The sequence below is a fragment of the Maribacter sp. 4U21 genome, from assembly GCF_002742365.1.
Lineage (GTDB): Bacteria > Bacteroidota > Bacteroidia > Flavobacteriales > Flavobacteriaceae > Maribacter.
In genome coordinates, this window is the sequence record NZ_MDGN01000054.1 from 160,498 (window position 1) to 182,306 (window position 21,809).

General features: G+C 39.0%; 25 protein-coding genes. 20 read left to right on the top strand and 5 right to left on the bottom strand.

What is annotated here, in order from left to right:
* Nucleotides 1-114 precede the first annotated feature (114 nt).
* From gcvH to BFP77_RS11575, 3 genes are all read left to right on the top strand, one after another.
* Complete coding sequence (gene gcvH / locus BFP77_RS11565) at nt 115-495, top strand: glycine cleavage system protein GcvH (RefSeq protein ID WP_099574180.1); 381 nt, start codon at nt 115-117, stop codon at nt 493-495.
* 37 nt (nt 496-532) lie between these two features.
* Nucleotides 533-880, top strand: coding sequence for a VanZ family protein (locus BFP77_RS11570; protein ID WP_180272349.1), 348 nt, complete (start codon nt 533-535; stop codon nt 878-880).
* Nucleotides 881-942: 62 nt separating this feature from the next.
* Nucleotides 943-1,647, top strand: coding sequence for an energy transducer TonB (locus tag BFP77_RS11575; RefSeq protein WP_099574182.1), 705 nt, complete (start codon nt 943-945; stop codon nt 1,645-1,647).
* 80 nt (nt 1,648-1,727) lie between these two features.
* Here the strand turns inward: BFP77_RS11575 and BFP77_RS11580 are convergent, their stop codons facing one another.
* Nucleotides 1,728-2,432, bottom strand: coding sequence for an MBL fold metallo-hydrolase (locus BFP77_RS11580; protein ID WP_257212954.1), 705 nt, complete (start codon nt 2,430-2,432; stop codon nt 1,728-1,730).
* Nucleotides 2,405-2,605, bottom strand: coding sequence for a hypothetical protein (locus tag BFP77_RS17380; protein WP_257212955.1), 201 nt, complete (start codon nt 2,603-2,605; stop codon nt 2,405-2,407). Before BFP77_RS17380 ends, BFP77_RS11580 begins: the two co-directional genes overlap by 28 nt.
* Nucleotides 2,606-2,718: 113 nt before the next feature.
* Between BFP77_RS17380 and cyoE the strand changes: the two genes are divergently transcribed.
* The 17 genes from cyoE to tsaB all read left to right on the top strand — a co-directional run bounded on the left by cyoE (nt 2,719) and on the right by tsaB (nt 18,474).
* A complete protein-coding gene (gene cyoE / locus BFP77_RS11585) occupies nt 2,719-3,621 on the top strand; it encodes a heme o synthase (protein ID WP_099574183.1) in 903 nt (300 codons plus the stop codon).
* Between the two features lie 12 nt (nt 3,622-3,633).
* A complete protein-coding gene (locus tag BFP77_RS11590) occupies nt 3,634-4,215 on the top strand; it encodes a cytochrome c oxidase subunit 3 (RefSeq protein WP_099574184.1) in 582 nt (193 codons plus the stop codon).
* A 98-nt stretch (nt 4,216-4,313) separates the two neighbouring features.
* On the top strand, nt 4,314-5,378 hold the full coding sequence (locus BFP77_RS11595; protein WP_099574185.1) for a cytochrome c oxidase subunit 3: 1,065 nt from the start codon (nt 4,314-4,316) through the stop codon (nt 5,376-5,378).
* 50 nt (nt 5,379-5,428) lie between these two features.
* Nucleotides 5,429-5,812, top strand: coding sequence for a cytochrome C oxidase subunit IV family protein (locus BFP77_RS11600; protein WP_099574186.1), 384 nt, complete (start codon nt 5,429-5,431; stop codon nt 5,810-5,812).
* Between the two features lie 125 nt (nt 5,813-5,937).
* Nucleotides 5,938-6,570, top strand: coding sequence for a hypothetical protein (locus BFP77_RS11605; RefSeq protein ID WP_099574187.1), 633 nt, complete (start codon nt 5,938-5,940; stop codon nt 6,568-6,570).
* Nucleotides 6,570-7,295, top strand: coding sequence for an SCO family protein (locus BFP77_RS11610; protein ID WP_218963471.1), 726 nt, complete (start codon nt 6,570-6,572; stop codon nt 7,293-7,295). The genes BFP77_RS11605 and BFP77_RS11610 overlap by 1 nt, the downstream gene beginning before the upstream one ends.
* A gap of 4 nt (nt 7,296-7,299) precedes the next feature.
* Entirely contained in the window at nt 7,300-7,830 is a 531-nt protein-coding gene (locus BFP77_RS11615; RefSeq protein WP_099574189.1) for a DUF420 domain-containing protein, read from the top strand.
* A gap of 8 nt (nt 7,831-7,838) precedes the next feature.
* Nucleotides 7,839-8,054 carry a hypothetical protein gene (locus BFP77_RS17530; RefSeq protein ID WP_099574190.1) on the top strand — a complete coding sequence of 72 codons (216 nt, stop codon included), beginning with the start codon at nt 7,839-7,841 and terminating at the stop codon, nt 8,052-8,054.
* Nucleotides 8,055-8,169: 115 nt separating this feature from the next.
* Nucleotides 8,170-9,420 carry an ABC transporter permease gene (locus BFP77_RS11625; RefSeq protein ID WP_099574191.1) on the top strand — a complete coding sequence of 417 codons (1,251 nt, stop codon included), beginning with the start codon at nt 8,170-8,172 and terminating at the stop codon, nt 9,418-9,420.
* Nucleotides 9,421-9,457: 37 nt separating this feature from the next.
* Entirely contained in the window at nt 9,458-10,714 is a 1,257-nt protein-coding gene (locus BFP77_RS11630) for an ABC transporter permease (protein ID WP_099574192.1), read from the top strand.
* Nucleotides 10,715-10,747: 33 nt separating this feature from the next.
* Nucleotides 10,748-11,860 (top strand): efflux RND transporter periplasmic adaptor subunit, encoded by a 1,113-nt coding sequence (locus tag BFP77_RS11635; protein ID WP_099574193.1) that lies wholly within the window; start codon nt 10,748-10,750, stop codon nt 11,858-11,860.
* 94 nt (nt 11,861-11,954) lie between these two features.
* On the top strand, nt 11,955-12,656 hold the full coding sequence (locus BFP77_RS11640; protein ID WP_099574194.1) for an ABC transporter ATP-binding protein: 702 nt from the start codon (nt 11,955-11,957) through the stop codon (nt 12,654-12,656).
* Nucleotides 12,649-13,878 carry an ABC transporter permease gene (locus BFP77_RS11645; protein ID WP_099574195.1) on the top strand — a complete coding sequence of 410 codons (1,230 nt, stop codon included), beginning with the start codon at nt 12,649-12,651 and terminating at the stop codon, nt 13,876-13,878. Before BFP77_RS11640 ends, BFP77_RS11645 begins: the two co-directional genes overlap by 8 nt.
* 1 nt (nt 13,879) lies before the next feature.
* The gene (locus tag BFP77_RS11650; protein WP_099574196.1) at nt 13,880-15,142 is read left to right on the top strand and encodes an ABC transporter permease; all 1,263 of its coding nucleotides are present in this window, start codon (nt 13,880-13,882) and stop codon (nt 15,140-15,142) included.
* 39 nt (nt 15,143-15,181) lie between these two features.
* Nucleotides 15,182-16,324, top strand: a complete 1,143-nt coding sequence (locus tag BFP77_RS11655; protein ID WP_099574197.1) for an efflux RND transporter periplasmic adaptor subunit — start codon at nt 15,182-15,184, stop codon at nt 16,322-16,324.
* A gap of 36 nt (nt 16,325-16,360) precedes the next feature.
* The gene (locus tag BFP77_RS11660; protein WP_099574198.1) at nt 16,361-17,719 is read left to right on the top strand and encodes a TolC family protein; all 1,359 of its coding nucleotides are present in this window, start codon (nt 16,361-16,363) and stop codon (nt 17,717-17,719) included.
* A gap of 80 nt (nt 17,720-17,799) precedes the next feature.
* Nucleotides 17,800-18,474 (top strand): tRNA (adenosine(37)-N6)-threonylcarbamoyltransferase complex dimerization subunit type 1 TsaB, encoded by a 675-nt coding sequence (tsaB, locus tag BFP77_RS11665; protein WP_099574199.1) that lies wholly within the window; start codon nt 17,800-17,802, stop codon nt 18,472-18,474.
* A 52-nt stretch (nt 18,475-18,526) separates the two neighbouring features.
* Here the strand turns inward: tsaB and BFP77_RS11670 are convergent, their stop codons facing one another.
* From BFP77_RS11670 to BFP77_RS11680, 3 genes are all read right to left on the bottom strand, one after another.
* Complete coding sequence (locus BFP77_RS11670; RefSeq protein ID WP_099574200.1) at nt 18,527-19,351, bottom strand: mechanosensitive ion channel family protein; 825 nt, start codon at nt 19,349-19,351, stop codon at nt 18,527-18,529.
* 78 nt (nt 19,352-19,429) lie between these two features.
* Nucleotides 19,430-21,478, bottom strand: a complete 2,049-nt coding sequence (locus BFP77_RS11675; protein WP_099574201.1) for a thioredoxin domain-containing protein — start codon at nt 21,476-21,478, stop codon at nt 19,430-19,432.
* A 93-nt stretch (nt 21,479-21,571) separates the two neighbouring features.
* Nucleotides 21,572-21,772 (bottom strand): dodecin family protein, encoded by a 201-nt coding sequence (locus BFP77_RS11680; protein WP_099574202.1) that lies wholly within the window; start codon nt 21,770-21,772, stop codon nt 21,572-21,574.
* Between the last annotated feature and the right edge of the window lie 37 nt (nt 21,773-21,809).

Consider the following 21,809-nt stretch of genomic DNA (forward strand, 5'->3'; position numbering starts at 1 on the left):
TCTAAGTATTGAATTAAATCAATTAACGGGGCCTAATTTATCTTTGAATTTTAGACTTCGATTTGAATACTTTTCAAGAATAATTTACATTTGTCCAAACTCAAAACAGACATAATGAATACACCATCAGAATTAAAATATACAAAGGACCACGAATGGGTAAAGATAGATGGTGATATTGCCACTGTTGGTATTACGGATTTTGCACAGGGGGAACTTGGAGATATCGTTTATGTTGAAGTGGATACCCTGGACGAAACCTTGGAAAGGGAAGCTGTTTTTGGAACGGTAGAGGCGGTTAAGACGGTTTCTGATCTATTCTTGCCACTCTCTGGAGAGATTATAGAATTCAACGAGTCTTTAGAAGATGAGCCGGAAAAAGTAAATTCGGATCCCTACGGCGACGGCTGGATGGTGAAAATAAAGTTTAGCGACGAAAGCGAGTTAGGCGACCTGTTGAGTGATGAAGATTACAAAGCTCTTGTTGGTGCTTAAACCAATCGTATTTAGAATAGCATTTATAAGCTGGTTAATGTTCGTAACATTTTCCAGCTTATCTTCTTTTGAGGGGGTTGATGTCTCCTATATTAATATCCCCCATTTTGATAAGATCGTTCATTTTGGATTCTACTTTGTTATGGTTGTCTTGGGAGTTTTTGCCTTCGATGAACAATTCAAAAATCGTTTTGGACCGCAGAAAGGGCTAATTTTTATGCTGATTTTTGCAATTGCCTATGGCATAATTATTGAGGTATTACAAGCAAGGTTTACGGCGAACAGGCAAGGAGATGTTCTGGACGCAATAGCCAATACCTTAGGCGCATTATCGGGAATGTGGATCGGTAAGTCGCTATTTTCCAAACGATGGCCGTTAAAATGAAAATTTTAATTGCATAATTATGATTTTATTAGTTAAATTAGCAATCATAAAATTGAATAGATATGGAACCTAAAAAGAATCCTAAAGCGGACTTAACAAAAAATAGTAGTCTCTATTTTGTAATTGGTCTGTTCGCCGTAATGCTGTTTACTTACGTAGCATTTGAATGGAAAACGTACGATGAGAGCAATGATTATGACATTTCTATGAATGTGGATGATTTGTTGGATGAAGAAGTTCCGATGACCGAACAGATAAAAACACCACCACCTCCACCACCACCAGCTGCACCCGAAATTATCGAGGTTGTAGAGGACGAGGAAGAGGTTGAGGAAACGGTTATCGAGTCTACAGAAACGAGTCAAGAAGAAGAAATTATTGAAGTAGAGGACGTTGAAGTAGAGGAAATGGAAGAAGATGTAGATGTTCCTTTTGCGGTAATTGAAAACGTACCTGTTTTTCCCGGCTGTGAAAGTGAAAGTGACAAAAGAGCTTGTTTTAACAAAATGATGCAGAAGCATATCAGTAAAAACTTCCGCTACCCAGAAATCGCTCAGGAAATGGGTGTGCAAGGAAGGGTGAATATCATGTTCGTAATTCAGAAAGATGGTAGCATCGGTAATGTAAGAATGCGTGGACCGGACAAGAACTTGGAAAAAGAAGCTGCGAGAATCATTGGGAAATTACCTAAGATGACCCCAGGGAAACAGAGAGGTAGAGCAGTACGTGTTCCTTTCAGTATTCCAATCACATTTAAACTACAGTAAAAGGTTTAAGACCTAGAATATAAAAAAGCCCGAATCTTTGATTCGGGCTTTTTTTGTGACGAGTGCTCTACATTTTAAAGCTATTGTTTCAAGCTATTACAAAACGTAGCTCTTATTTTTTCTGGATTAATAAAGCCCGAGCCATGCGTTGCGTCATATGAACTTGTAAGCTCTTGGGCTTGTTGCACTTCTTCAAGTGTTTTTCCGTCCTTAATGGCCTTAAGTATATTGGCTTTTATCATCTCCAACATTTCCGTGTAGGATGCAAGTTCTTGTTTCGCTGAAGGCCTTCCGTGTCCTGGAATTATCTTGGTGTCTTCATTAATGAGCAATAACGCTTTTCTTTGGGCTTTGATATAACCTTCAATATTACCTCCGTTTTTCAGGTCTATATACGGATATCTTCCTGAGAAGTAGGTATCACCCATGTGAAGCACATTGTTCTTCGTAAAATATATCATTGCATCTCCATCGGTGTGCGCATTATGTACATGAAAGGCCATTATGGTCTCTTCTCTATCATAGAGGGTAACATCGTCAGAGAAGGTAATTTCGGGTAAGATTGCAGCACCAAGTTCTGGCTGTTCTGCCAATTTTTCGGATAGGCTATTCCTTAAGTTGTCATGGGCTATTAGTATAGTTTTTTTACTATTGAAATTTATGTTGCCTCCAGTATGGTCTCCGTGCATATGCGTATTAAAGAGAAAGGCAATAGGTTTTGATGTCAAGGAAGCGATGGTGGTTCTAATTTTAGGACTTAATCGTTCAAATTGGTCATCGACCATATAAACATTCTCTTTCCAACATATATACCGATATTTCCTCCTTGACCCGTTAACATGTAAACGTTGTTGGATAAGGTGTCCACGGTAATCACAACATCATCTTTTTGTGCGGTAACCTTCAGGGAAAATAGTGGTAAGAAAATGAGGAAACAACGTAAATCTAATTTTTTCATAGTGTAGTATTAATTTGAATAAGCTACTATCTTTCAAATATAACAGAAATAGCTGTGTTTGGTTGCAGGGATATGGCGTGGAGGTTATCTTTGTATCCTTATTTTTATTAACGATGAAGACCGCAGTCAGCTCAGCAAAAAGCAATTCATTTGCGTTGGTTTTTGCTGATTTTAAGGAAATTACAAAAGCTAGGCTAGCTATAAGCGTGGTCTTTTCTTCAGTGGCCGGGTACTTTTTAGGTGCCTATGAATTAAGCATGGTGTCCATTCTTCTTTTGGCTTTCGGAGGTTATTGTATGGTTGGGGCCAGTAATGCATATAACCAGATTATAGAAAAAGACCTGGATGTATTGATGAGTAGAACCAAAAACAGGCCAATACCTGCAGGTAGGATGAGCAGTAGAACCGCAATGGCTATCGCAATTGTACTTACTATTCTTGGTGTTATTTCCTTATACTTTCTGAACCCGAAAACGGCCATGTTCGGGGCAATTTCAATATTTCTTTATACCAGTGTGTATACTCCGTTAAAAACAAAAACACCTTTGGCCGTATTTGTCGGGGCTTTCCCAGGTGCCATTCCTTTTATGTTGGGATGGGTGGCTGCCACGAACGATTTTGGAATTGAGCCCGGAACCTTGTTCATGATTCAGTTTTTTTGGCAATTTCCGCACTTTTGGGCTTTGGGTTGGATGTTGGACGAGGACTATAAAAAAGGAGGATTTAAAATGCTTCCTACCGGTAAGAAAGATACGGGAACTGCGCTACAGATAATTATGTATACTATTTGGATGATGGTCATTAGCATTATTCCGGTATTTGGAATTACAGGTAGGCTAACATTATCCGTTCCTGCTGCGGTTCTCATATTTTTAATGGGCGGTGTAATGCTGTTTTTCGCACTACAGCTATATAGTAAAAGGGATAATGTCTCGGCTAGAAAGTTGATGTTGGCCAGTGTTACGTATATCACGCTGATGCAGGTGGTATATGTTATCGATAAATTTATTGCTTAAGAAAAAGAACATATGGATTTAACTCAAGGTACCGTTAAAGAAAAGAACGACAGAGCAAAAAAAATGATGCTTTGGTTCGGAATTGTGAGTCTGCTTATGGGTTTTGCGGGGTGGACAAGCGCTTATATCGTAAGTAGTTCACGAGAAGACTGGGCTAGTGACGTTAATTTACCAAGTACGTTTTATATCAGTACTTTGGTGATCATTATAAGCAGTCTTACGTACATCCTGGCTAAAAACGCGGTAAAGAATGATAAGCAATCTACTGCCGGCTTGTGGTTATTGGTAACGCTAGGTCTAGGGATAGCTTTTATTTTTCTGCAGTTTAGCGGTTTCTCCCAAATGGTGGCGGAAGGATATTATTTTACCGGTCCTACCAGTAGTATTAAAATGTCCTATGTGTTTTTAATCGCAATGGTGCATATCATTCACGTTGCTGCGGGCATGATTTCATTATTGGTGGTGCTATACAATCAGAAGAGAGGAAAGTACTCGTCCAAAGAATACTTGGGAATAACATTAGGTGCTACATTTTGGCACTTTTTGGACCTATTGTGGGTGTACTTAATTGTATTTATGACCTTTGTTAAATAATAATTCTAATTATTACGAGTTTTGAATACATTTCAGCTTTTATATAGGATGAAAAAAATGTAAATTTGCTAAAGTTTTATTAAAACGATATTTCATATATGGATACTACGGTTACAACGGCAACAGAAGAAAACGTTTGGGAAGGCGGTAATAGGCCTTTAGGTGCTAGTTACGGTAAGTTAATGATGTGGTTCTTCCTTGTTTCGGATGCTCTTACATTTTCTGGATTTTTGGCCGCTTACGGTTTTTCAAGATTCAAGTTTATAGAAACTTGGCCTATTGCAGATGAGGTTTTTACGCACTTTCCAGGATTTCATGGTGTTGAAGCACCGATGTACTACGTAGCGTTTATGACCTTTGTGTTAATTATGTCTTCGGTAACCATGGTTTTGGCAGTTGATGCTGGGCATAAGATGAAAAAAAACGCCGTTATTTGGTATATGTTCGCCACAATTATAGGTGGTGCAATTTTTGTAGGTTCACAAGCCTGGGAATGGGCAACTTTTATTAGCGGTGATTATGGTGCCTTGGAAACCAAGGGTGGTAGAATATTACAATTTGTTAATGCAGATACAGGTAAAAGGGCTGCCATCGCTGATTTTGCGGAGGTAATACCTGGTGAGCGCGTGGCACATGAGAAGAAGAACGGTATTTGGTATTACGAAGAAGGTACAAGAACTAGTTATAATCTAAATGAAGTCGTAGCTGGTTTTAAGGCCAATTCCAATATAGTTATACGTACGGAGACTATACTTCCCGACGTTGAGGAGTTAAAAACATCCGATAGACCAAAAGATGTGGCAATGGCTGCTAGATTTGAAAAAGAGGTTTCCAATATAGAAGGAATAGGTGAGAAAGCAGTTTTGACCAGAGAGGCATCATTATCTAAGCTAGACGACGCCGTCATGGTGGTAGAAGGTGCCAATCTTGTTCGTAATGAATATGGTAGTCGATTGTTTGCGGATTTCTTTTTCTTCATAACAGGTTTTCACGGTTTTCACGTTTTTTCTGGTGTACTCATAAACCTTATTATATTCTTTAACGTTGTAATAGGTACCTATGAGAGAAGAGGGCACTATGAAATGGTCGAAAAGGTCGGTCTTTACTGGCACTTTGTAGATTTAGTATGGGTATTTGTATTTACATTCTTTTATTTGGTGTAATACATTCCTTCGCATCCGATTATAAAAAATTATAAAAACAGTATTACAGAATGGCACACGAACATAAATTAGAGATTTTTAGAGGTTTATTAAAATTCAAATCGAATACACAAAAGATTTGGGGCGTACTTATATTTCTAACTTTGGTTACCGTTGTAGAAGTTGTCCTCGGTATTTTGAAACCAGCCTCTCTTACGGATACCTATTTTTTGGGTATGAAATTGTTGAATTGGATATTCATTATTCTAACCCTTGTAAAGGCCTATTACATTGCATGGGACTTTATGCACTTAAGAGATGAAAAAACCTCTTTAAGAAGAGTAATCGTTTGGACCCCGATATTTCTTGTTATCTACTTGGTATTTATACTATTAGTGGAAGCGGATTATATCTATAATGTCTATAAAGACGGTTTTATAAGTTGGAATTTCTAAGATAGAATTAACAGATAAAAAAGACGGTTTAAACGCCGTCTTTTTTATTTTTGTAAAGTAATGTTGATGAGATGGTTTGGTGCAAATAAACTCATTCTATTTTTCAATAATCAGGGCTAAAATCGATGAAAAAAACTTTTGTACTTATTGTATTATTCGTGTTGCCTATTATCGCATATCTCTTCTTTGCTTCAGGGGTTAATAATTTTGGTAGATTACCAACACTCACAGAAGGTATTCGTGAAATTGAGGCATCGGAAAAGCGAGTAAAGCTCGCTAATAATATTACTGTTCTTGGTTTTTTAGGAAACGAGGTAGAGAACAAAAAAGGAAATGCTTTTAACCTGAATCAGAAGATTTATAAGCGTTTTAATGAGTTTAAAGATTTTCAATTTGTAATGGTAATGCCGTTTGGAACGGAGGCTAAAGTTGAAGAGCTTAAAACCGAACTATCTGCCTTGGCCGATGTTTCTAAATGGAAATTCGTTTTTCTTGAGCCCGCAGTGATTCAAGAACTTTTTAATAGCCTAAAGACTGACCTTGAATTGGATGCTGATTTGGGTACGCCATATGTGTTTATTATAGATAAGGAAAGAAATCTAAGAGGTAGAACGGAAGACGAGGATGAAGGGACGAAATTTGGATTTAATACCAACTCCGTTGCTGATTTGAATAATAAGATGGAGGATGATGTGAAAATTATTCTCGCGGAATATAGATTGGCGCTTAAAAAGAATAATGCAAACAGAGCGAAATAGTGAATAAGAAATATACCTATGTCTGGGTCTCTTTAATAGTACTAATTTTTGGAATTATCGTAGTTCCTCGAATAGTCGACCGCCTAAAATCAGGCACTGTTGTCGAGAACGATAGGATGAATAGTCCTATGCAAAAGAAAGGACTTAGTTATATTCTACAAAATAAGAAAAAGCGGAAAGTCCCTCCATTTCAATTTTTAAACCAGGATAGTGTTCTTGTTTCCAACAGGGATTATATCGGTAAAGTATATGTAGTGGAGTTTTTTTTCACTTCTTGCCCTAGCATTTGTCCTATAATGACAAAAAACTTGGTGGCGCTGCAAAACCACTTTAAAGACAGGGAAGACTTTGGTATTGCTTCATTTACGATTACCCCGCAGTATGACACCCCGCAGGTGTTAAGGGCCTATGCATCGAAGTACGGTATAAAGGACAAAGATTGGAATTTAATGACAGGCGATAAGGATGCGGTTTATGATTTGGCCAATAGCGGCTTTAATATTTTTGCAGCTGAAATGCCTGATGCTCCAGGGGGCTTTGAGCATTCTGGACTTTTTGCACTGGTGGATAGGCAAGGTTATTTGCGTTCTAGATTGGATAAGTTTGGGAATCCCATAGTGTATTATCGCGGGGCTATTTCTGAGGAGATGGGCGAGAATAGCCAAGGAGAAAAGGAAGAGATTGGTATTTTAAGGGAGGATATTTTAAAATTATTAAAAGAATAGGATAATGAAAAGTGTTTCGCAGGAAAAAAGATTTAATACCATAATTACAATCATATCCATTGTGATACCGGTAGTGGTGGCTTTACTCTTTACGGTTAAAATTCCAAATGTGGAACCTCTATCATTTTTACCGCCGATTTATGCTACTATTAATGGTTTAACAGCCGTATTTCTGTTGGTAGCCGTTTGGGCCATTAAGCAGGGTAGGGAGAAACTACATCAAAATATAATGACGTTGAACATAGCGTTGTCGCTGTTGTTTTTAATCATGTATATAGCTTATCACATGACGTCCGATTCTACCTTGTATGGTGGAGATGGTTACCTTAAATATGTTTATTATTTTATTTTAGTTACTCATATTATATTATCCATTGCAATAGTCCCATTAGTTCTTAGGACCTATGCTAAAGCATATCTAAAAGATTTTGAAGAGCATAGAGCTTTGGCCAAATATACTTTTCCTATTTGGCTCTACGTTGCCGTGACAGGCGTTGTTGTTTATCTTATGATTTCACCCTATTACACACATTAGACCTTAGCATGAAAAAGAAGTTGATTTTCTTATTGGTTGTTTGTCTCTCCTTGGTGCCTGAAATAGTGGAGGCACAGTGCGCTATGTGTAGGGCAGTCCTTGAAAGTGAGTCAACCGGAAACGCTGCTAAAGGTATCAATAACGGTATTGTTTATTTAATGGCTATCCCTTACATTCTAGTGGCAGGTCTCTTCTACTTTATCTACCGCAAGATGCGGTCTTAACACAATTTTAAAGATTTAACACTTTTTTTATTCTTTATCTGTAACATTGTATAAGATAGCTAGTCTTATCTATGTGCGACCGTAATAATAGCATTCATCAATCAAAACCAATCACATGTTCGACATTGAAAGATGGCAAGAAATTTTCGATACCATTCGGAAAAATAAATTGCGAACCTTCCTCACTGGATTATCTGTAGCCTCAGGTATCTTCATACTCGTTATTTTATTAGGTTTTGGCCAAGGCATGCAAAACGGCATATCAGAAGAGTTCAAGGAGGATGCGGCCACTAGTATATGGGTTTGGCCTAGGAGAACCACAGTAGAATATCAAGGATTGAACCCAGGCAGGCAAATTCAGTTGCGTAACGAGAATTTTGATATGGCAACGAATGCCTTTGAAGGCGATTATGAAAAAGCTTCACTCCTCTATTTTCCACGAGACGTTCAGGTTGTTTATAACAACGACCTACTGGTATATCGCATTCAGGGTACGAATGGTGATCTTCAAACTATAGAAAACGAATATCTCTCAGAAGGAAGATATATCAACGAGACCGATGTCGCGCAGAATGCTAAAGTTGCGGTCATCAGTAATAAAATAAAAAGAGAGGTTTTTGCAGATGTAGCATCACCAGTTGGCGAGTATATCACCATTTCGGGAGCTGGTTTTAGAATTGTGGGTGTTTTTGGGGAACACGGTGACAATGAAGGGGAAGAGGAGCGTATTTTTATTCCTATTACCACCGCACAAATAGCATTCAACGGAGGTGATAGGATTAACAATATGAATTTTATGCTGCCCGAGCTAGAATCTTTTGATGCCACGGTCGCTAAGAACGGAGAGTTCACTGCAGCACTCTTGAAATACCTCAAAAAATATCATAAAGTAGCACCGGAAGATGACCGTGCCATTCGCATTTGGAACCCTATTCAGGAGGCTAAACGCTATTATTCCTTAATCGGTGGGATTAAACTATTTTTCTGGGTCGTAGGCTTCTTTACTATTATAGCAGGAGTGGTTAGTGTAAGTAACATTATGCTTATCGTCGTAAAGGAAAGAACACGCGAAATCGGTATTAGAAAAGCACTCGGTGCCAAGCCTTGGTCCATTATAGGTATGATTATGCATGAAGCAATTTTCGTGACAGCTATAGCAGGATTTACCGGACTCATATTTAGCATGGGGCTCTTGGAACTTTTGGGTCCTCACATACAGGTAGATTATGTTCTAAATCCTTCGGTAAATTTTAACGTTGCCCTTACTACGGTAATATTATTGATCGTTGCTGGTAGCTTAGCTGGTTTTTTTCCTGCCTGGAAAGCCGTGCGAGTGCATGTTATCGAGGCTTTAAGAGACGAATAGATTTAAAAAAGTAACTACGGAGATAAAATAAAAAAAAATGTTCAATAAAGACCGTTGGAGGGAAATTTTAGAAGTGCTTTCTACAAATGTGTGGCGTACCGTGGCCACGGCATTCGGTGTGGGTTGGGGAATATTCATATTAATCATTCTTTTAGCTGCGGGAAAAGGTCTGGAAAACGGTATACGACAAGATTTTAATGGTGTCGCAACGAATACCATGTTCATGTGGACACAGACAACTACAATAGCCCATCAAGGACTTCCAGAGGGAAGGAACTTTAATTTTAAATTATCCGATGTAGACCTGTTGAGGAGGAGTGTACCGGAACTGCGTATTATATCGCCTAGGAACAGTATGCGACAAACGGAAGGCGATAATGTGATACGCGGTCTAGAAAGTGGACAATATCGCGTTTTTGGAGATTACCCGGAAATCATTGAACAAAACCCGATATATGCTGCCAAGGGTCGTTTCTTTAATCATAACGATATACAGGCAAAACGTAAGGTTGTGGTTATCGGTGATGGTATTCGGCAAGACTTATATGAAGAAGACGAGGACCCTATAGGTACCTACCTCAAGGTTAATGGGGTCAATTTTATGGTGGTGGGCACCTATAAAGAAAAAACTAGTGATGGCGGCGGACAAAATAGTGAGCGTGAAATATTCATGCCGTTCACAACTTTTTCCCAAGCTTTTAACCGCGCCGATAATGTAGGTTGGATGGCAATAACGGCCAAAGATGGAAGCTCCATAAGCGACTTGAAAAATAAGGTCATCAGTACGGTCAAACAAAGTAGAAAGGTACACCCTGATGATGAAAGAGCAATTGGTCATTTTGATTTGTACCAACAGTTTAACCGAGTGGAAAGCCTTTTCGGGGCGTTAAAGTTTGTAGCGTATTTCGTGGGAATATTGGTCTTGCTTTCCGGAATCATCGGTGTTAGTAACATTATGCTTATCGTTATTAAAGAAAGAACCAAGGAAATAGGCATCCGTAGGGCCTTGGGTGAAGACCCTTGGTCCATTAGACTACAGATTTTGATGGAGTCCATATTCCTAACCATTATTTCAGGTATGGTGGGTATTATATTCGGTGCACTTTCAATCTATGGCATCAACACATTGCTAGAATCTCTCGGTCCTGTGGATATGTTCCTTAATCCGAGTGTTAGTTTAGGCGTCGTAATCAGTGCCTTGATTATACTGGTCGTATCTGGTCTGTTAGCAGGTTTTATCCCCGCAAATAGTGCCATACGCGTTCGCCCCATTGAAGCCTTAAGAACAGAATAAAGACAGAATCAATTATAATAAACCAATCAAAAAATGAAAAAATCAATCACAAGAATTATTTTAATTTTAATCGTAGTGCTTTTTGGAGGAGCTATGTATTATCTCTATCAAAAAAATACGGAAGACCCCATTGTTTATGAGACCGAACAGGCTTCTAAAAAAACTATTGTTAAGAAAACGGTAGCGACCGGAAGTATTTTGCCTTTAGAAGAAGTATTGATAAAGCCTAATATCTCAGGAGTTATTGAAGAGGTTTTTGTTGAAGGCGGGGATTACGTGAAGTCGGGCGATTTGCTATGCCGTATTAAGGTAGTGCCAAACCTTAATGCCTTGAACGATGCTAGAAATGCCATTGACGAAGCGAAAATTGGATTGGACGATCAACTAAGGAATGTAGAGCGTCAAAAGAGCTTGTTCGCAAAAGGCGTAATTTCCCAGGTAGATTTGGAAAGGGCTCAGGTGGCCTATGACCAAGCCAAACAATCCTATGGTGCTGCAAACAAAAGGTACGATATTATTAAGACCGGTACGGCCAAAGGTTTTGGCAACGCCGCCAATACGCAAATACGGGCAACGGTCAGTGGTATGGTCCTGGAAGTACCTGTAGAAGTGGGAAATCAAGTTATAGAGAGTAACAACTTTAATGAAGGGACTACTATTGCTGCTATCGCAGATGTCGACAAAATGATTTTTGAGGGGAAAGTGGACGAATCCGAAGTAGGTAAGATTAAAGAAAACCTACCGCTTGAAATTACAGTGGGTGCCATAGAAAATAAAGTTTTCGATGCGGTTTTGGATTATATTGCACCCAAGGGCAAAGAAGAGAACGGCGCAATCCAATTCGAAATTAAAGGAACAATGAAAAAGCAGGATTCTGTCTTTATACGAGCAGGTCTAAGTGCCAATGCCTCAATAATTTTGGCAAAGGTGGATAGTGTGTTGGCGGTAAAAGAAGCCTTGGTCCAATTTGATGATGAGACCAAGAAACCTTACGTAGAAATTGCCACAGGAGAGCAAGAGTTTGAGCGTAAGGAAATAGATTTGGGGGTAAGTGATGGCATTTTTGTAGAGGTATTATCCGGGATTACAATGGAAGACAAAATAAAGGTCTGGAACAAGATTGAAAACGAAGGCGAGGAGAACTAAAAAATAAAGTAAAAAAAATGTAACATTTAGGGGGTTTAGCGGTCTTACAGATGAGCGTCTTTTTAAAGCCCTTAAAACTATTAATACAACCAACATGATTGAAATAAACGATCTTCACAAATCCTATAAAATGGGGAGTAATTCGCTCCATGTTCTTAAAGGAATAAATTTTAAAGTAGAAGAAGGCGAGTTAGTAGCTATAATGGGTTCTTCGGGGTCAGGGAAATCGACTTTGTTGAATATATTGGGTATGTTAGACGAGCTAGATGAGGGTTCCTATACCTTGGACGGTGTTCCCATAAGGAACTTAAATGAAACCAAGGCCGCTCAGTACCGTAATAAGTTCTTGGGATTTATTTTTCAATCCTTCAATTTGATAAATTATAAGAGCGCAATGGAAAACGTTGCTTTACCTTTATATTATCAACGTGTTAGCCGTAAAGAACGTCAAGAAAAGGCTCTGAAATATTTGGAACAAGTAGGTCTAAAACAATGGGCCACTCATTTACCTAGTGAGCTTTCAGGTGGTCAAAAGCAGCGGGTTGCCATCGCTAGAGCTATGGCCGCAGAACCTAAAGTGCTTCTTGCCGATGAGCCAACGGGTGCTTTGGACAGTAAGACATCGTATGAGGTAATGGATTTGATTCAGAAAATCAATGATGATGGAAACACTATTTTGGTAGTAACGCATGAGCCGGATATCGCCGATATGTGCAAGCGAATTGTACATTTAAAGGATGGGGTTATCGTAGAGGATAAAAAAGTTAAGCAAGTAAGGGCATCGCAATATGTTTAATAGGGATAACTGGAAAGAAATATTTGAAACTATTCAGAAAAACAAGCTAAGGACGTTCCTTTCTGGTTTTACGGTGGCTTTGGGTATTTTGATATTTGTAGTATTGTACGGTTTTGGTAATGGTTTGATCAACACGTTCGATGAGTTTTTCAAGGACGATGCTACCAATACATTTTTCATCTTTCCAGGGAGAACATCCATTCCTTATAAAGGGTATAAGTCTAACCGAAGAATAGAATTTGATAATTCTGATTTGGCGGATTTAGAAAAGAATTTTGCCATGTTCATTGAGTATATCTCTCCGAGAGTAGATAGGGGAGGACTCGTGAAGTACAAAAATGAATCCAACAATTATACTACTCGAGGAGTAAGTGAGTCGTATCAATTTGCCGAGAAGACCATTATGATGAAAGGCAGGTACCTAAACAGGGAAGATATTGCAAATAAAACCAAGTATGCGGTTATTGGTAGGTTGGTAGAAAAAGATTTGTTCTCCCAAGAGGAGTCCATTGGTAAATATATTGATGTTGCAGGAAGTGCTTTTAAGGTCATTGGGGTTTTTCAGGATGATGCGGGAGACAATGAGGAAAGAAGAATTTACATCCCTTACACAACGAGACAACTCATAGAAAAAAATACCGATAAGGTTAACCAGATTGTAATCGGTTTTAAACCAGAAATAGGTTACGCGGGCGCAATGGCTTTTCAACGAAGCTTGGACAAATTTATTAGAAATAAAAAATTCATCAACCCAGAGGACCAAAACGGACTTTTCATCAGGAATGTTGCCGACCAGTTAAAACAAAATCAACAGTTTGCGGGTATTTTACAGTTAATTGTATCTATAGTAGCCTTCGGGACCATTATAGCTGGGATTATTGGTATAAGTAATATCATGGTATTTGTAGTAAAGGAGCGTACCAAGGAACTGGGTATTCGTAAGGCCTTGGGGGCAACGCCAAAATCCGTTATCAGTACCATTCTATTGGAGTCTGTTTTTATTACTACCATTTCCGGTTTCGTTGGTATGCTCTTGGGAGTAGCCCTACTTAGTTCCCTTGGAGAAAAACTAGCGGATTATTTTATAACCAATCCATTTATAAATACAGGGACCGCCATTTTTGCTACGGTAACACTAATCATTTTTGGTGCTATTGCGGGATATATTCCTGCTAGAAGGGCCGCTAGAATAAAACCTATTGTTGCACTAAGAGACGAATGATATGAAATTTATTTTTGATAGAAATACATGGCAGGAAATATTCGGTTCTATTAGCAAGAACAAAACACGGACCATTATTACGATAATTGGCGTGTTATGGGGAATATTTATTTATATAGGCTTGTCAGGTGCCGCGAAGGGACTGGACAATGGTTTTGAGAGGCAGTTTGAAAGTGTGGCCATGAACAGTATGTTCGTTTGGGCACAAAGTACAAGTGTTCCTTACGACGGTTTTAAGACGGGAAGACAACTGCAGTTGAAATTGGGGGATGTTGAGGTTTTAAAAAATCGTATCCCGGAAATAAACTATATAGCTCCAAGAAATGCTAAAGGTGTTTTCGGAGATGCCCCAGGTTTGGTGGTTCGTGGCCAGAAATCTGGGAATTATGCGGTGTACGGGGATTTTCCGGTGTTCACTAAAATAGCGACCAAGAAAATTTATGACGGAGGTAGGTTTATCAACGATGAAGATATAGAACAGACCAGAAAAGTATGTGTAATCGGAGAACGAACGGAAAAAGAACTGTTCGAGAAAGGTGAAAATCCTATTGGAGGATACATCAGGATTGACGATATCTATTTTCAGGTTGTCGGGGTTCATAAGTTCACACCGGGTGGCGGCTTTGAAAGTGACAGTGATATTTTCGTACCATTTACCACCTATAGAAAGTTGTACAATACTGCGGACAATGTGGGGTGGTTAACCATTGCTGCCTATGATGATGCCGATGTGGTGCAAGCGGAAGAAAATGTGAAAGCGACCCTGAAGAGTATCCACAGGGTAGACCCTGAGGATGAGAGAGCATTTGGATCGTTTAACCTAGGGGAGATTTTCAATAAAATTATGGGATTCTCCAAGGGAATGACCTTTTTATCCCTAATCGTAGGTATCGCTACAATTTTAGCGGGCGTTATAGGTATTGGAAATATCCTTTTGATATCGGTCAAGGAACGAACGAAAGAATTGGGTGTTCGTAGGGCGCTAGGCGCCACTCCTGCTGAGGTTAGAAATCAAATTATCCTAGAATCCGTTTTCTTGACCATGCTTGCGGGAATCATAGGGATAATACTGGGAGCTCTAGTACTAAGCGCCATAAACAGTTTTACGCAAGGTGTAGATTTTCCCTATACCAATCCTACAGTGCCCATTCCATTGGTGCTGGGAGCATTGGCGATTATGGTAGTTCTGGGTACTTTGATAGGGCTAATTCCTGCACAGAGAGCTGTAAGTATAAAACCTATAGACGCATTACGAGAAGAATAGTAAACAACAAAACCAAAATAAAAACTAATACACTTTAAAATGAACAAGATTGTTAAATACATATTAATTGGAATTTTAGTTCTAGGAGCTTTATGGGCGGCAGTATTCTTTATAAATAGTAACAGTAAGTCTTCCATTGTTTATGAAACATCGCAACCTTTTAAAGCCAATATTGAAAAGAAAACCGTTGCTACGGGTAAAGTGATTCCGGAGGATGAAATTGAGATTAAACCTCAAATTTCTGGTATCATCGATAAGATATATCTAGAAGAGGGAGCAAAGGTAAAAGCAGGTGAACTCATTGCTGTAATCAAGGTAGTTCCCAATGAACAAGCATTGAACCAAGCTAATGGTAGGGTAAGGAACGCCGAACTGGCCTTGAACAATACCAAAATTGAATACGATCGTAATAAGGCGCTTTTTGACAAAGGTGTTATTTCCAGTCAGGATTTTAATAACCTTCAATTGAGCTATAACCAGGCCGAGCAGGAGTTAAAGAATGCCCGTGCGGATTATCAAATCATTAGAAGAGGTTCAGCAGGAGGTTCTTCAAGTGCAAATACAAATATTAGAGCTACCGTAGATGGTACGATTTTAGAAATTCCTGTCGAGGAAGGGGATCAGGTAATCCAGAGTAACAATTTTAATGACGGTACTACCATCGCTTCCATAGCGGATCTGAGCAAAATGATTTTTGAAGGTAAAGTAGATGAAGGTGAAGTGGGTAAATTAAAGATTGGAATGCCGCTAAAAATTAGTCTTGGAGCCATAGAGGGCGAAGAGTTCGATGCCAAGTTAAAGTTCATAGCACCCAAGGGAGTTGAAGAGACCGGTGCGGTTCAGTTCAAAATTGAGGGAGACGTTGAGGTCAATGACGATGTTCTTATACGGGCAGGCTATAGTGCGAATGCATCTTTGGTTTTGGATAGGAGAGATAGCGTAATGGTGGTTCCAGAGGCCTTGTTGCAATTTGACAAGAAAACAGATAAGCCCTATGTAGAGGTAGCAACGGGAGAGCAGGAATTTGAAAGAAGGGATATTGAGATAGGTATTTCGGACGGAGTAAACGTAGAGATTCTATCCGGGTTATCAGAAGAAGACAAAGTAAAGCAGTGGAACAAGACCGAGCCTGTTAAAAAAGGAGAAGAAGAGGGCGAAGAAGGCGAGGAGACAGAAGAGTAATCATCAATCAATAATACGAATCAAAAAAATCACAAAATGAAATTTAAATCAACCATCATATTGCTTTTTGCTGCAGTAGCAACCACCTTGGCGCAAAGCAAACAATGGAGCTTGCAAGAATGTGTGGAGTACGCCATGGAAAATAACCTTAGTGTGGCACAATTTGAACTGGACTTGGAAAATGTAAAAATTGATAAATCTGACGCTTTAGGTAATTTTCTGCCAAGCCTCAATGCAAATACTACTGTTAGTGAGCGTTCTGGTCTGGTTACCAACCCAAACACGAACATCATTGAACCTGGTCAAATTTTTTCGACATCAGCTGGAATCAATGCCGGCATGACCATCTTCGATGGTATGCAGAATCTGTATAGATTACAACGCGCAAAATTGAGCGCAATAGCTACACAATATGGATTGGATGATTTGCAGGATGATATTAGCTTGAATGTTGCCGAAGCCTATTTACAGGTTTTATCCAATAAAGAGGCCTTAAAGGTTTCGCAAGCCCAGTACGAGATTACAAAGCAAGATGTAAATAGAACAAAAGAGTTGGTAGATTCAGGAGTGCTACCTAGAGGTGATTTATTGGAAATAGAGGCAACCGCTGCGACACAAGAACAACAAATTATTAATGGTGAGGCTTTGGTATTGATTTCACGCATTAATTTGGCTCAATTACTTCAGATTACGGATTATCAAAATTTTGACGTTATGGAGGAATCTTATGAGGTGCCACCTTCAGAAATTATGTCTACTTCCCCTGAATCAATATATGCTAAAGCGCTTACTTTTAGAAACGATATTAAGTTTTCAGAGGCAAACATTGATTTGGCTGAAAAAGATTTGCAGATAGCTAAAGGAGCCAGATATCCAACACTTAGTACGTTTTTTCAATACAATACATTTTATACAAATCAATTTAGAAGTGCACCGGATGGTTTTGGTGGTGTTACCACGTTTAGACCGGATTTTATAGATCAGTTATGGTTAAATGACGGTACTTCTTACGGTTTTCAATTAAACATACCAGTATTCAATGGTTTTGCTACAGAAAACAATGTGAAGCGATCAAAAATAGGCGTTAAAAGAGCAGAATTACAATTGGAGCAAAACAAATTAGAACTTGAAAATACCATTCAACAGGCTCATGTAAACGTTAAAACTTTTGGAAAGACTTTTGAAGCAACTCAAAAAACCTTGGAAGCACAAAGGCTTGCTTACGACTATGCTAAAGAACGCTACGAAGTAGGCTTGTTGAATGCCTTTGACTTCGGGCAAGCACAGGCTAGAGTCGATAATGCCGAGGCAAGTGTAATTCGAGCGAAATATGATTATATTTTCCGATTAAAAATTTTAGAGTTCTTCTACGGGATACCTCTTTCATTAGACTAAGCTAACTCAACTCAATGTAAAAGCCTGCAACAGTAATTTGCAGGCTTTTTCTTGTTGGGTCTATGCTGTACCTTTGAAATATGGGATTAATTTTAAACTTGGAAACTGCTACGACCAATTGTTCCGTATGTCTTGCTAAGGACAATAGGGTTTTGGCATCACGGGAGAACGATACACCCAACTATTCCCACTCGGAACAACTTCATATATTTATCCAGGAGTGTTTGGAGGAGGCTGATTTTATGATGACGGATGTTGACGCCGTTGCCGTTAGTAAGGGTCCAGGCTCTTATACGGGCCTGCGCATAGGGGTGTCCGCTGCTAAAGGGCTGTGTTATGCACTGGATATTCCGTTAATCGCTATTCCTACGTTAAAAAATATCGCTTCCCAAGCCAGAGAAGTTCAAACGGATTATATAATTCCGGTATTGGACGCAAGAAGAATGGAGGTTTACGCGACCATATTCGATGCGGATCTTAACGAGATAAGGACAACAAAGGCCGAAATTATAGATGAGCACTCTTTTAAGGAGTACTATCGGGACCATACCGTTCACATCTTAGGGAACGGTGCTGAAAAGATAGCTGCCACTTTAAAGAATTCGAACATCAGTTACAATACAGCGGTACAACCCTCGTCAAAGGAAATGGTGTCGCTAGCGTATGAGAAATATGCACTAAAAGAATTTGAGGATGTAGCGTACTTTGAGCCTTACTATTTAAAAGATTTTATATTACAGACCAAGAAAAAATAAAAAACTCCCAAACCCTATTTGGCTTGGAAGTTTTATATGTAAAGTTAATTTTTTAGGCCTTTGCTTCATGAACTACACGTTGTGGGAAAGGAATTTCTATACCCTCCGCATCGAACCTGTTTTTTATTTCTTCCATAACATGAAAATGTGCTGGCCAAAACAATTCGTTATTTGCCCAAAAACGTAGGGTCAGGTTTACCGAACTGTCTGCTAAGGCCCCAACATACACTTCGGGAGCGGGTTCTTTTAAAATATGTTCACAGTCGCTACAAATGTGCAGCATAATATCCTTTGCTTTTTTAATATTGGACCCGTAACCGATACCGACATCAATTTTATCCCTTCGAGTGCTCTCAGCGCTATAATTAACAATATTATTGTTGGAAAGCTGTCCGTTGGGAACAATAGCAACCTGATTCCCAAACGTGTTTATTTTGGTCGTAAAGATGGAAATTTCCTTTACGGTTCCATCCACACCTTGGGCCGAAATAAAATCACCGACTTTAAACGGTTTAAATAAAAGAATAAGTACGCCGCCAGCAAAATTGGAAAGGGACCCTTGGAGGGCAAGTCCAATAGCAAGTCCGGCCGCTCCTAATATCGCGGCCAATGATGTAGTCTGTACGCCTAGTTGGGATATGACTACCACGAATAGAATAATCTTTAGCGCTATGTTGATAAAGCTTTGTAAAAAGGTTTCCAAGGCAAGGTCATAGTCTTTTTTCTGAAAAAACTTTCGAACAAGTTTATTGATAAGTCTAATTAAGTAGATTCCTGCAACCAGAATGATGATAGCCAAAACGATGTTTGGCAGGGCGTTCCAAAGCCAATCAATTGCCTTCTTTATATGTACTTTATAATCGGTAATTTCTTCCATAAGTTTTATTTATTTATACTGAATTGCAAAGTTGGAAATTTGAGTAGGGCCTGACAAGCAAATTTGTTTAAACTATTGTTAATGATAGTTGTTTAGACGTAAAAGCGTTAAAACTTCTTTTGTATGTGTTAACGGTAACTTGCAACTTCCTTCCTGGCAGACATAAATTTGAGTAGCACCCTTAACTAATCTGTTTTTCAGTAGGGGCAACTCGCTTTTCTCTTGCGTTCCGGCAAAAATCGTATTTGGCAAGTAATTTTTGGCGATTGTTCTAGCCTTCTCCTTATAACTATCGCCAACAATAGCGACTTCATAGAACGGTAAATTTTCAAAGAGAACAAGATGCAACCAATTCGCGTAGTTTTGCGGATTTTCATCAAAATTTGGCTGTATGTTTTTAAGCATATTTTGATAGACGGTCCTGTATTTTGTTTCCGGAAAGAATTTTGAAAGTTTCAGCAGATTTAAAGCCATTATAGAATTAGAGGCCGGGATAACGTTGTCTGAAGTCTCTAAAGTTCTGCGAATAAGGATGTCATCCTCTTTCGAAGTAAAGAAGAATAGCTCACTTTTATCATCAAAGAAATTTATCGTACAATAGTCCGTTAGCTGCTTGGCCGTGGACAACCATTTTTCGTCAAACGTAATTTCGTAGAGGCCTATGAAGGCATCTATGACGGAAGCATAATCTTCTAAATACCCATTAATTGTGCTGGTTCCCTCCTTGCGACTATGATAAAGACTTCCGTCTGATTTTGTTAGGTTTTTTAGAATGAATTCAGCGTTCTCTAATGCCAATGATAAATAACTGTCATTTTGAATATATCTGGCGGCGTCTACCAAACCTTTAAGCATTAAACCGTTCCATGAGGTTAGAATCTTATCGTCCAGTCTGGGGTACGCTCTTTTTTTGCGTTCTTCCGAGAGTAGTTGTAAACTTCTTTTTATTCTGGCTTGTAACTCTAAGATTTCAATATGATGCTTTACGGCAATTTCATTGTCCGCTTTATCCCTTATCAGAACATAGTTTTCATGTTCCCAAAGACCGTAGGAGTTAATATTGTAGTAATCTTCGAAAAGAGGATAATCTTCCTTGAGTACATCTTGTAAGTCCTCTTTCTTCCAAACATAATATGCACCTTCCTCAAGTTTTTCATGGTCGTTTAGGCTATCTGCATCGAGAGAGGAGTAAAAGGCTCCATTTTTGCTTTTTAGTTCTGTGGTGACAAAATTAATTATCTTTTCCACTACCTCCTTATAGTGGGCGTTCCCTGTAAAGGCATATGCTTTTGCGTAGAGACTAGTGAGCTGTCCATTGTCATAGAGCATTTTTTCAAAATGGGGCACGTGCCATTTGGTATCAACCGCGTACCTGGAAAAACCTCCGTCTAAATGGTCAAATATTCCACCATATGCCATTCGGGTCAATGTAGTATCCACATAATCCATGATGGACTCGTTTTTTTGAGTTACGGCGTAGTGCAATAAGAATTCTAAATTCACGGGCATCATAAATTTTGGAGCCCTCCTATATCCGCCTAGAAAAGTATCAAAATAACCGGACCATTTTTCCACACATTTCCTTAACCGGTCTAAAGAATAGGTATCAGTGTCGGTATTAGTTGCGATAAGGTTTATCTGCTTTATACCTTGGGCCATGTTTTCAGCGTAGCCGATTACCTTATTCGGTTCTGTCTTATAAAGCTCGCTTAACTGCGAAAGGACGGTGGTCCATTCTTTTTTCTTTACATAGGTGGCGCCCCAAAAAGGTCTCCCGTCCGGTAGCGCGATAATGTTCAGCGGCCAACCGCCACTACCGGTCATCATCTGTAATGCATCCATATAAATATGGTCAATATCAGGCCTCTCCTCTCTATCAATTTTAATATTGACGAAATTTTCATTCATCACTTTTGCAACTTCTTCGTCTTCAAAACATTCATGTTCCATAACATGGCACCAATGACAGGCGGCGTAGCCAATACTAATGAGCAAGGGTTTATTGTTCCTTTTTGCTTCTGCCAAAACAGTGGGGTTCCACGCTTCCCAATGAACAGGATTGTGCGCGTGCTGTAGCAAATAGGGGCTGGTCTCTTTAATAAGGTTATTGGTATATTTTTGCTGCATAGTTCAATTCTAAATTATAGCTACAGGTCGTACGCTAAAACTGGGGTATAAAAAAAGCACCTGTTGGTGCTTTTTGTCTTGTTGAAGTAAGGCTTACTTTACTTCAAAAGTGATTTTTACATTGACGCGGTAATCAACCATTTTTCCGTCTTCAACGGTGGCACTTTGCTCGTTTAAATATACGGAACGGATGTTCTTTACAGATTTTGAGGCCTGGTCTACTGCATTCTTGGCCGCGTCCTCCCAACTCTTACTTGAATTCGCTAATACTTCTATTACTTTTAAAACTGCCATAATTAGTGTTTTTATATTTTTTACAAAGTACTAAATT

Bases quoted from the DNA above. Each gene is read 5' to 3' on its own strand.
- BFP77_RS11640 (WP_099574194.1), top strand. From the start codon at position 11,955: ATGATTGAAATAAACGATCTTCACAAATCCTATAAAATGGGGAGTAAT.
- BFP77_RS11675 (WP_099574201.1), bottom strand. From the start codon at position 21,478: ATGCAGCAAAAATATACCAATAACCTTATTAAAGAGACCAGCCCCTAT.
- tsaB (WP_099574199.1), top strand. From the start codon at position 17,800: ATGGGATTAATTTTAAACTTGGAAACTGCTACGACCAATTGTTCCGTA.
- BFP77_RS11600 (WP_099574186.1), top strand. From the start codon at position 5,429: ATGGCACACGAACATAAATTAGAGATTTTTAGAGGTTTATTAAAATTC.
- gcvH (WP_099574180.1), top strand. From the start codon at position 115: ATGAATACACCATCAGAATTAAAATATACAAAGGACCACGAATGGGTA.
- BFP77_RS11615 (WP_099574189.1), top strand. From the start codon at position 7,300: ATGAAAAGTGTTTCGCAGGAAAAAAGATTTAATACCATAATTACAATC.
- cyoE (WP_099574183.1), top strand. From the start codon at position 2,719: ATGAAGACCGCAGTCAGCTCAGCAAAAAGCAATTCATTTGCGTTGGTT.
- BFP77_RS11580 (WP_257212954.1), bottom strand. From the start codon at position 2,432: ATGGTCGATGACCAATTTGAACGATTAAGTCCTAAAATTAGAACCACC.
- BFP77_RS11655 (WP_099574197.1), top strand. From the start codon at position 15,182: ATGAACAAGATTGTTAAATACATATTAATTGGAATTTTAGTTCTAGGA.
- BFP77_RS11630 (WP_099574192.1), top strand. From the start codon at position 9,458: ATGTTCAATAAAGACCGTTGGAGGGAAATTTTAGAAGTGCTTTCTACA.
- BFP77_RS11625 (WP_099574191.1), top strand. From the start codon at position 8,170: ATGTTCGACATTGAAAGATGGCAAGAAATTTTCGATACCATTCGGAAA.
- BFP77_RS11590 (WP_099574184.1), top strand. From the start codon at position 3,634: ATGGATTTAACTCAAGGTACCGTTAAAGAAAAGAACGACAGAGCAAAA.
- BFP77_RS11645 (WP_099574195.1), top strand. From the start codon at position 12,649: ATGTTTAATAGGGATAACTGGAAAGAAATATTTGAAACTATTCAGAAA.
- BFP77_RS11670 (WP_099574200.1), bottom strand. From the start codon at position 19,351: ATGGAAGAAATTACCGATTATAAAGTACATATAAAGAAGGCAATTGAT.
- BFP77_RS11605 (WP_099574187.1), top strand. From the start codon at position 5,938: ATGAAAAAAACTTTTGTACTTATTGTATTATTCGTGTTGCCTATTATC.
- BFP77_RS17530 (WP_099574190.1), top strand. From the start codon at position 7,839: ATGAAAAAGAAGTTGATTTTCTTATTGGTTGTTTGTCTCTCCTTGGTG.
- BFP77_RS17380 (WP_257212955.1), bottom strand. From the start codon at position 2,605: ATGAAAAAATTAGATTTACGTTGTTTCCTCATTTTCTTACCACTATTT.
- BFP77_RS11570 (WP_180272349.1), top strand. From the start codon at position 533: ATGTTCGTAACATTTTCCAGCTTATCTTCTTTTGAGGGGGTTGATGTC.
- BFP77_RS11660 (WP_099574198.1), top strand. From the start codon at position 16,361: ATGAAATTTAAATCAACCATCATATTGCTTTTTGCTGCAGTAGCAACC.
- BFP77_RS11635 (WP_099574193.1), top strand. From the start codon at position 10,748: ATGAAAAAATCAATCACAAGAATTATTTTAATTTTAATCGTAGTGCTT.
- BFP77_RS11575 (WP_099574182.1), top strand. From the start codon at position 943: ATGGAACCTAAAAAGAATCCTAAAGCGGACTTAACAAAAAATAGTAGT.
- BFP77_RS11680 (WP_099574202.1), bottom strand. From the start codon at position 21,772: ATGGCAGTTTTAAAAGTAATAGAAGTATTAGCGAATTCAAGTAAGAGT.
- BFP77_RS11650 (WP_099574196.1), top strand. From the start codon at position 13,880: ATGAAATTTATTTTTGATAGAAATACATGGCAGGAAATATTCGGTTCT.
- BFP77_RS11595 (WP_099574185.1), top strand. From the start codon at position 4,314: ATGGATACTACGGTTACAACGGCAACAGAAGAAAACGTTTGGGAAGGC.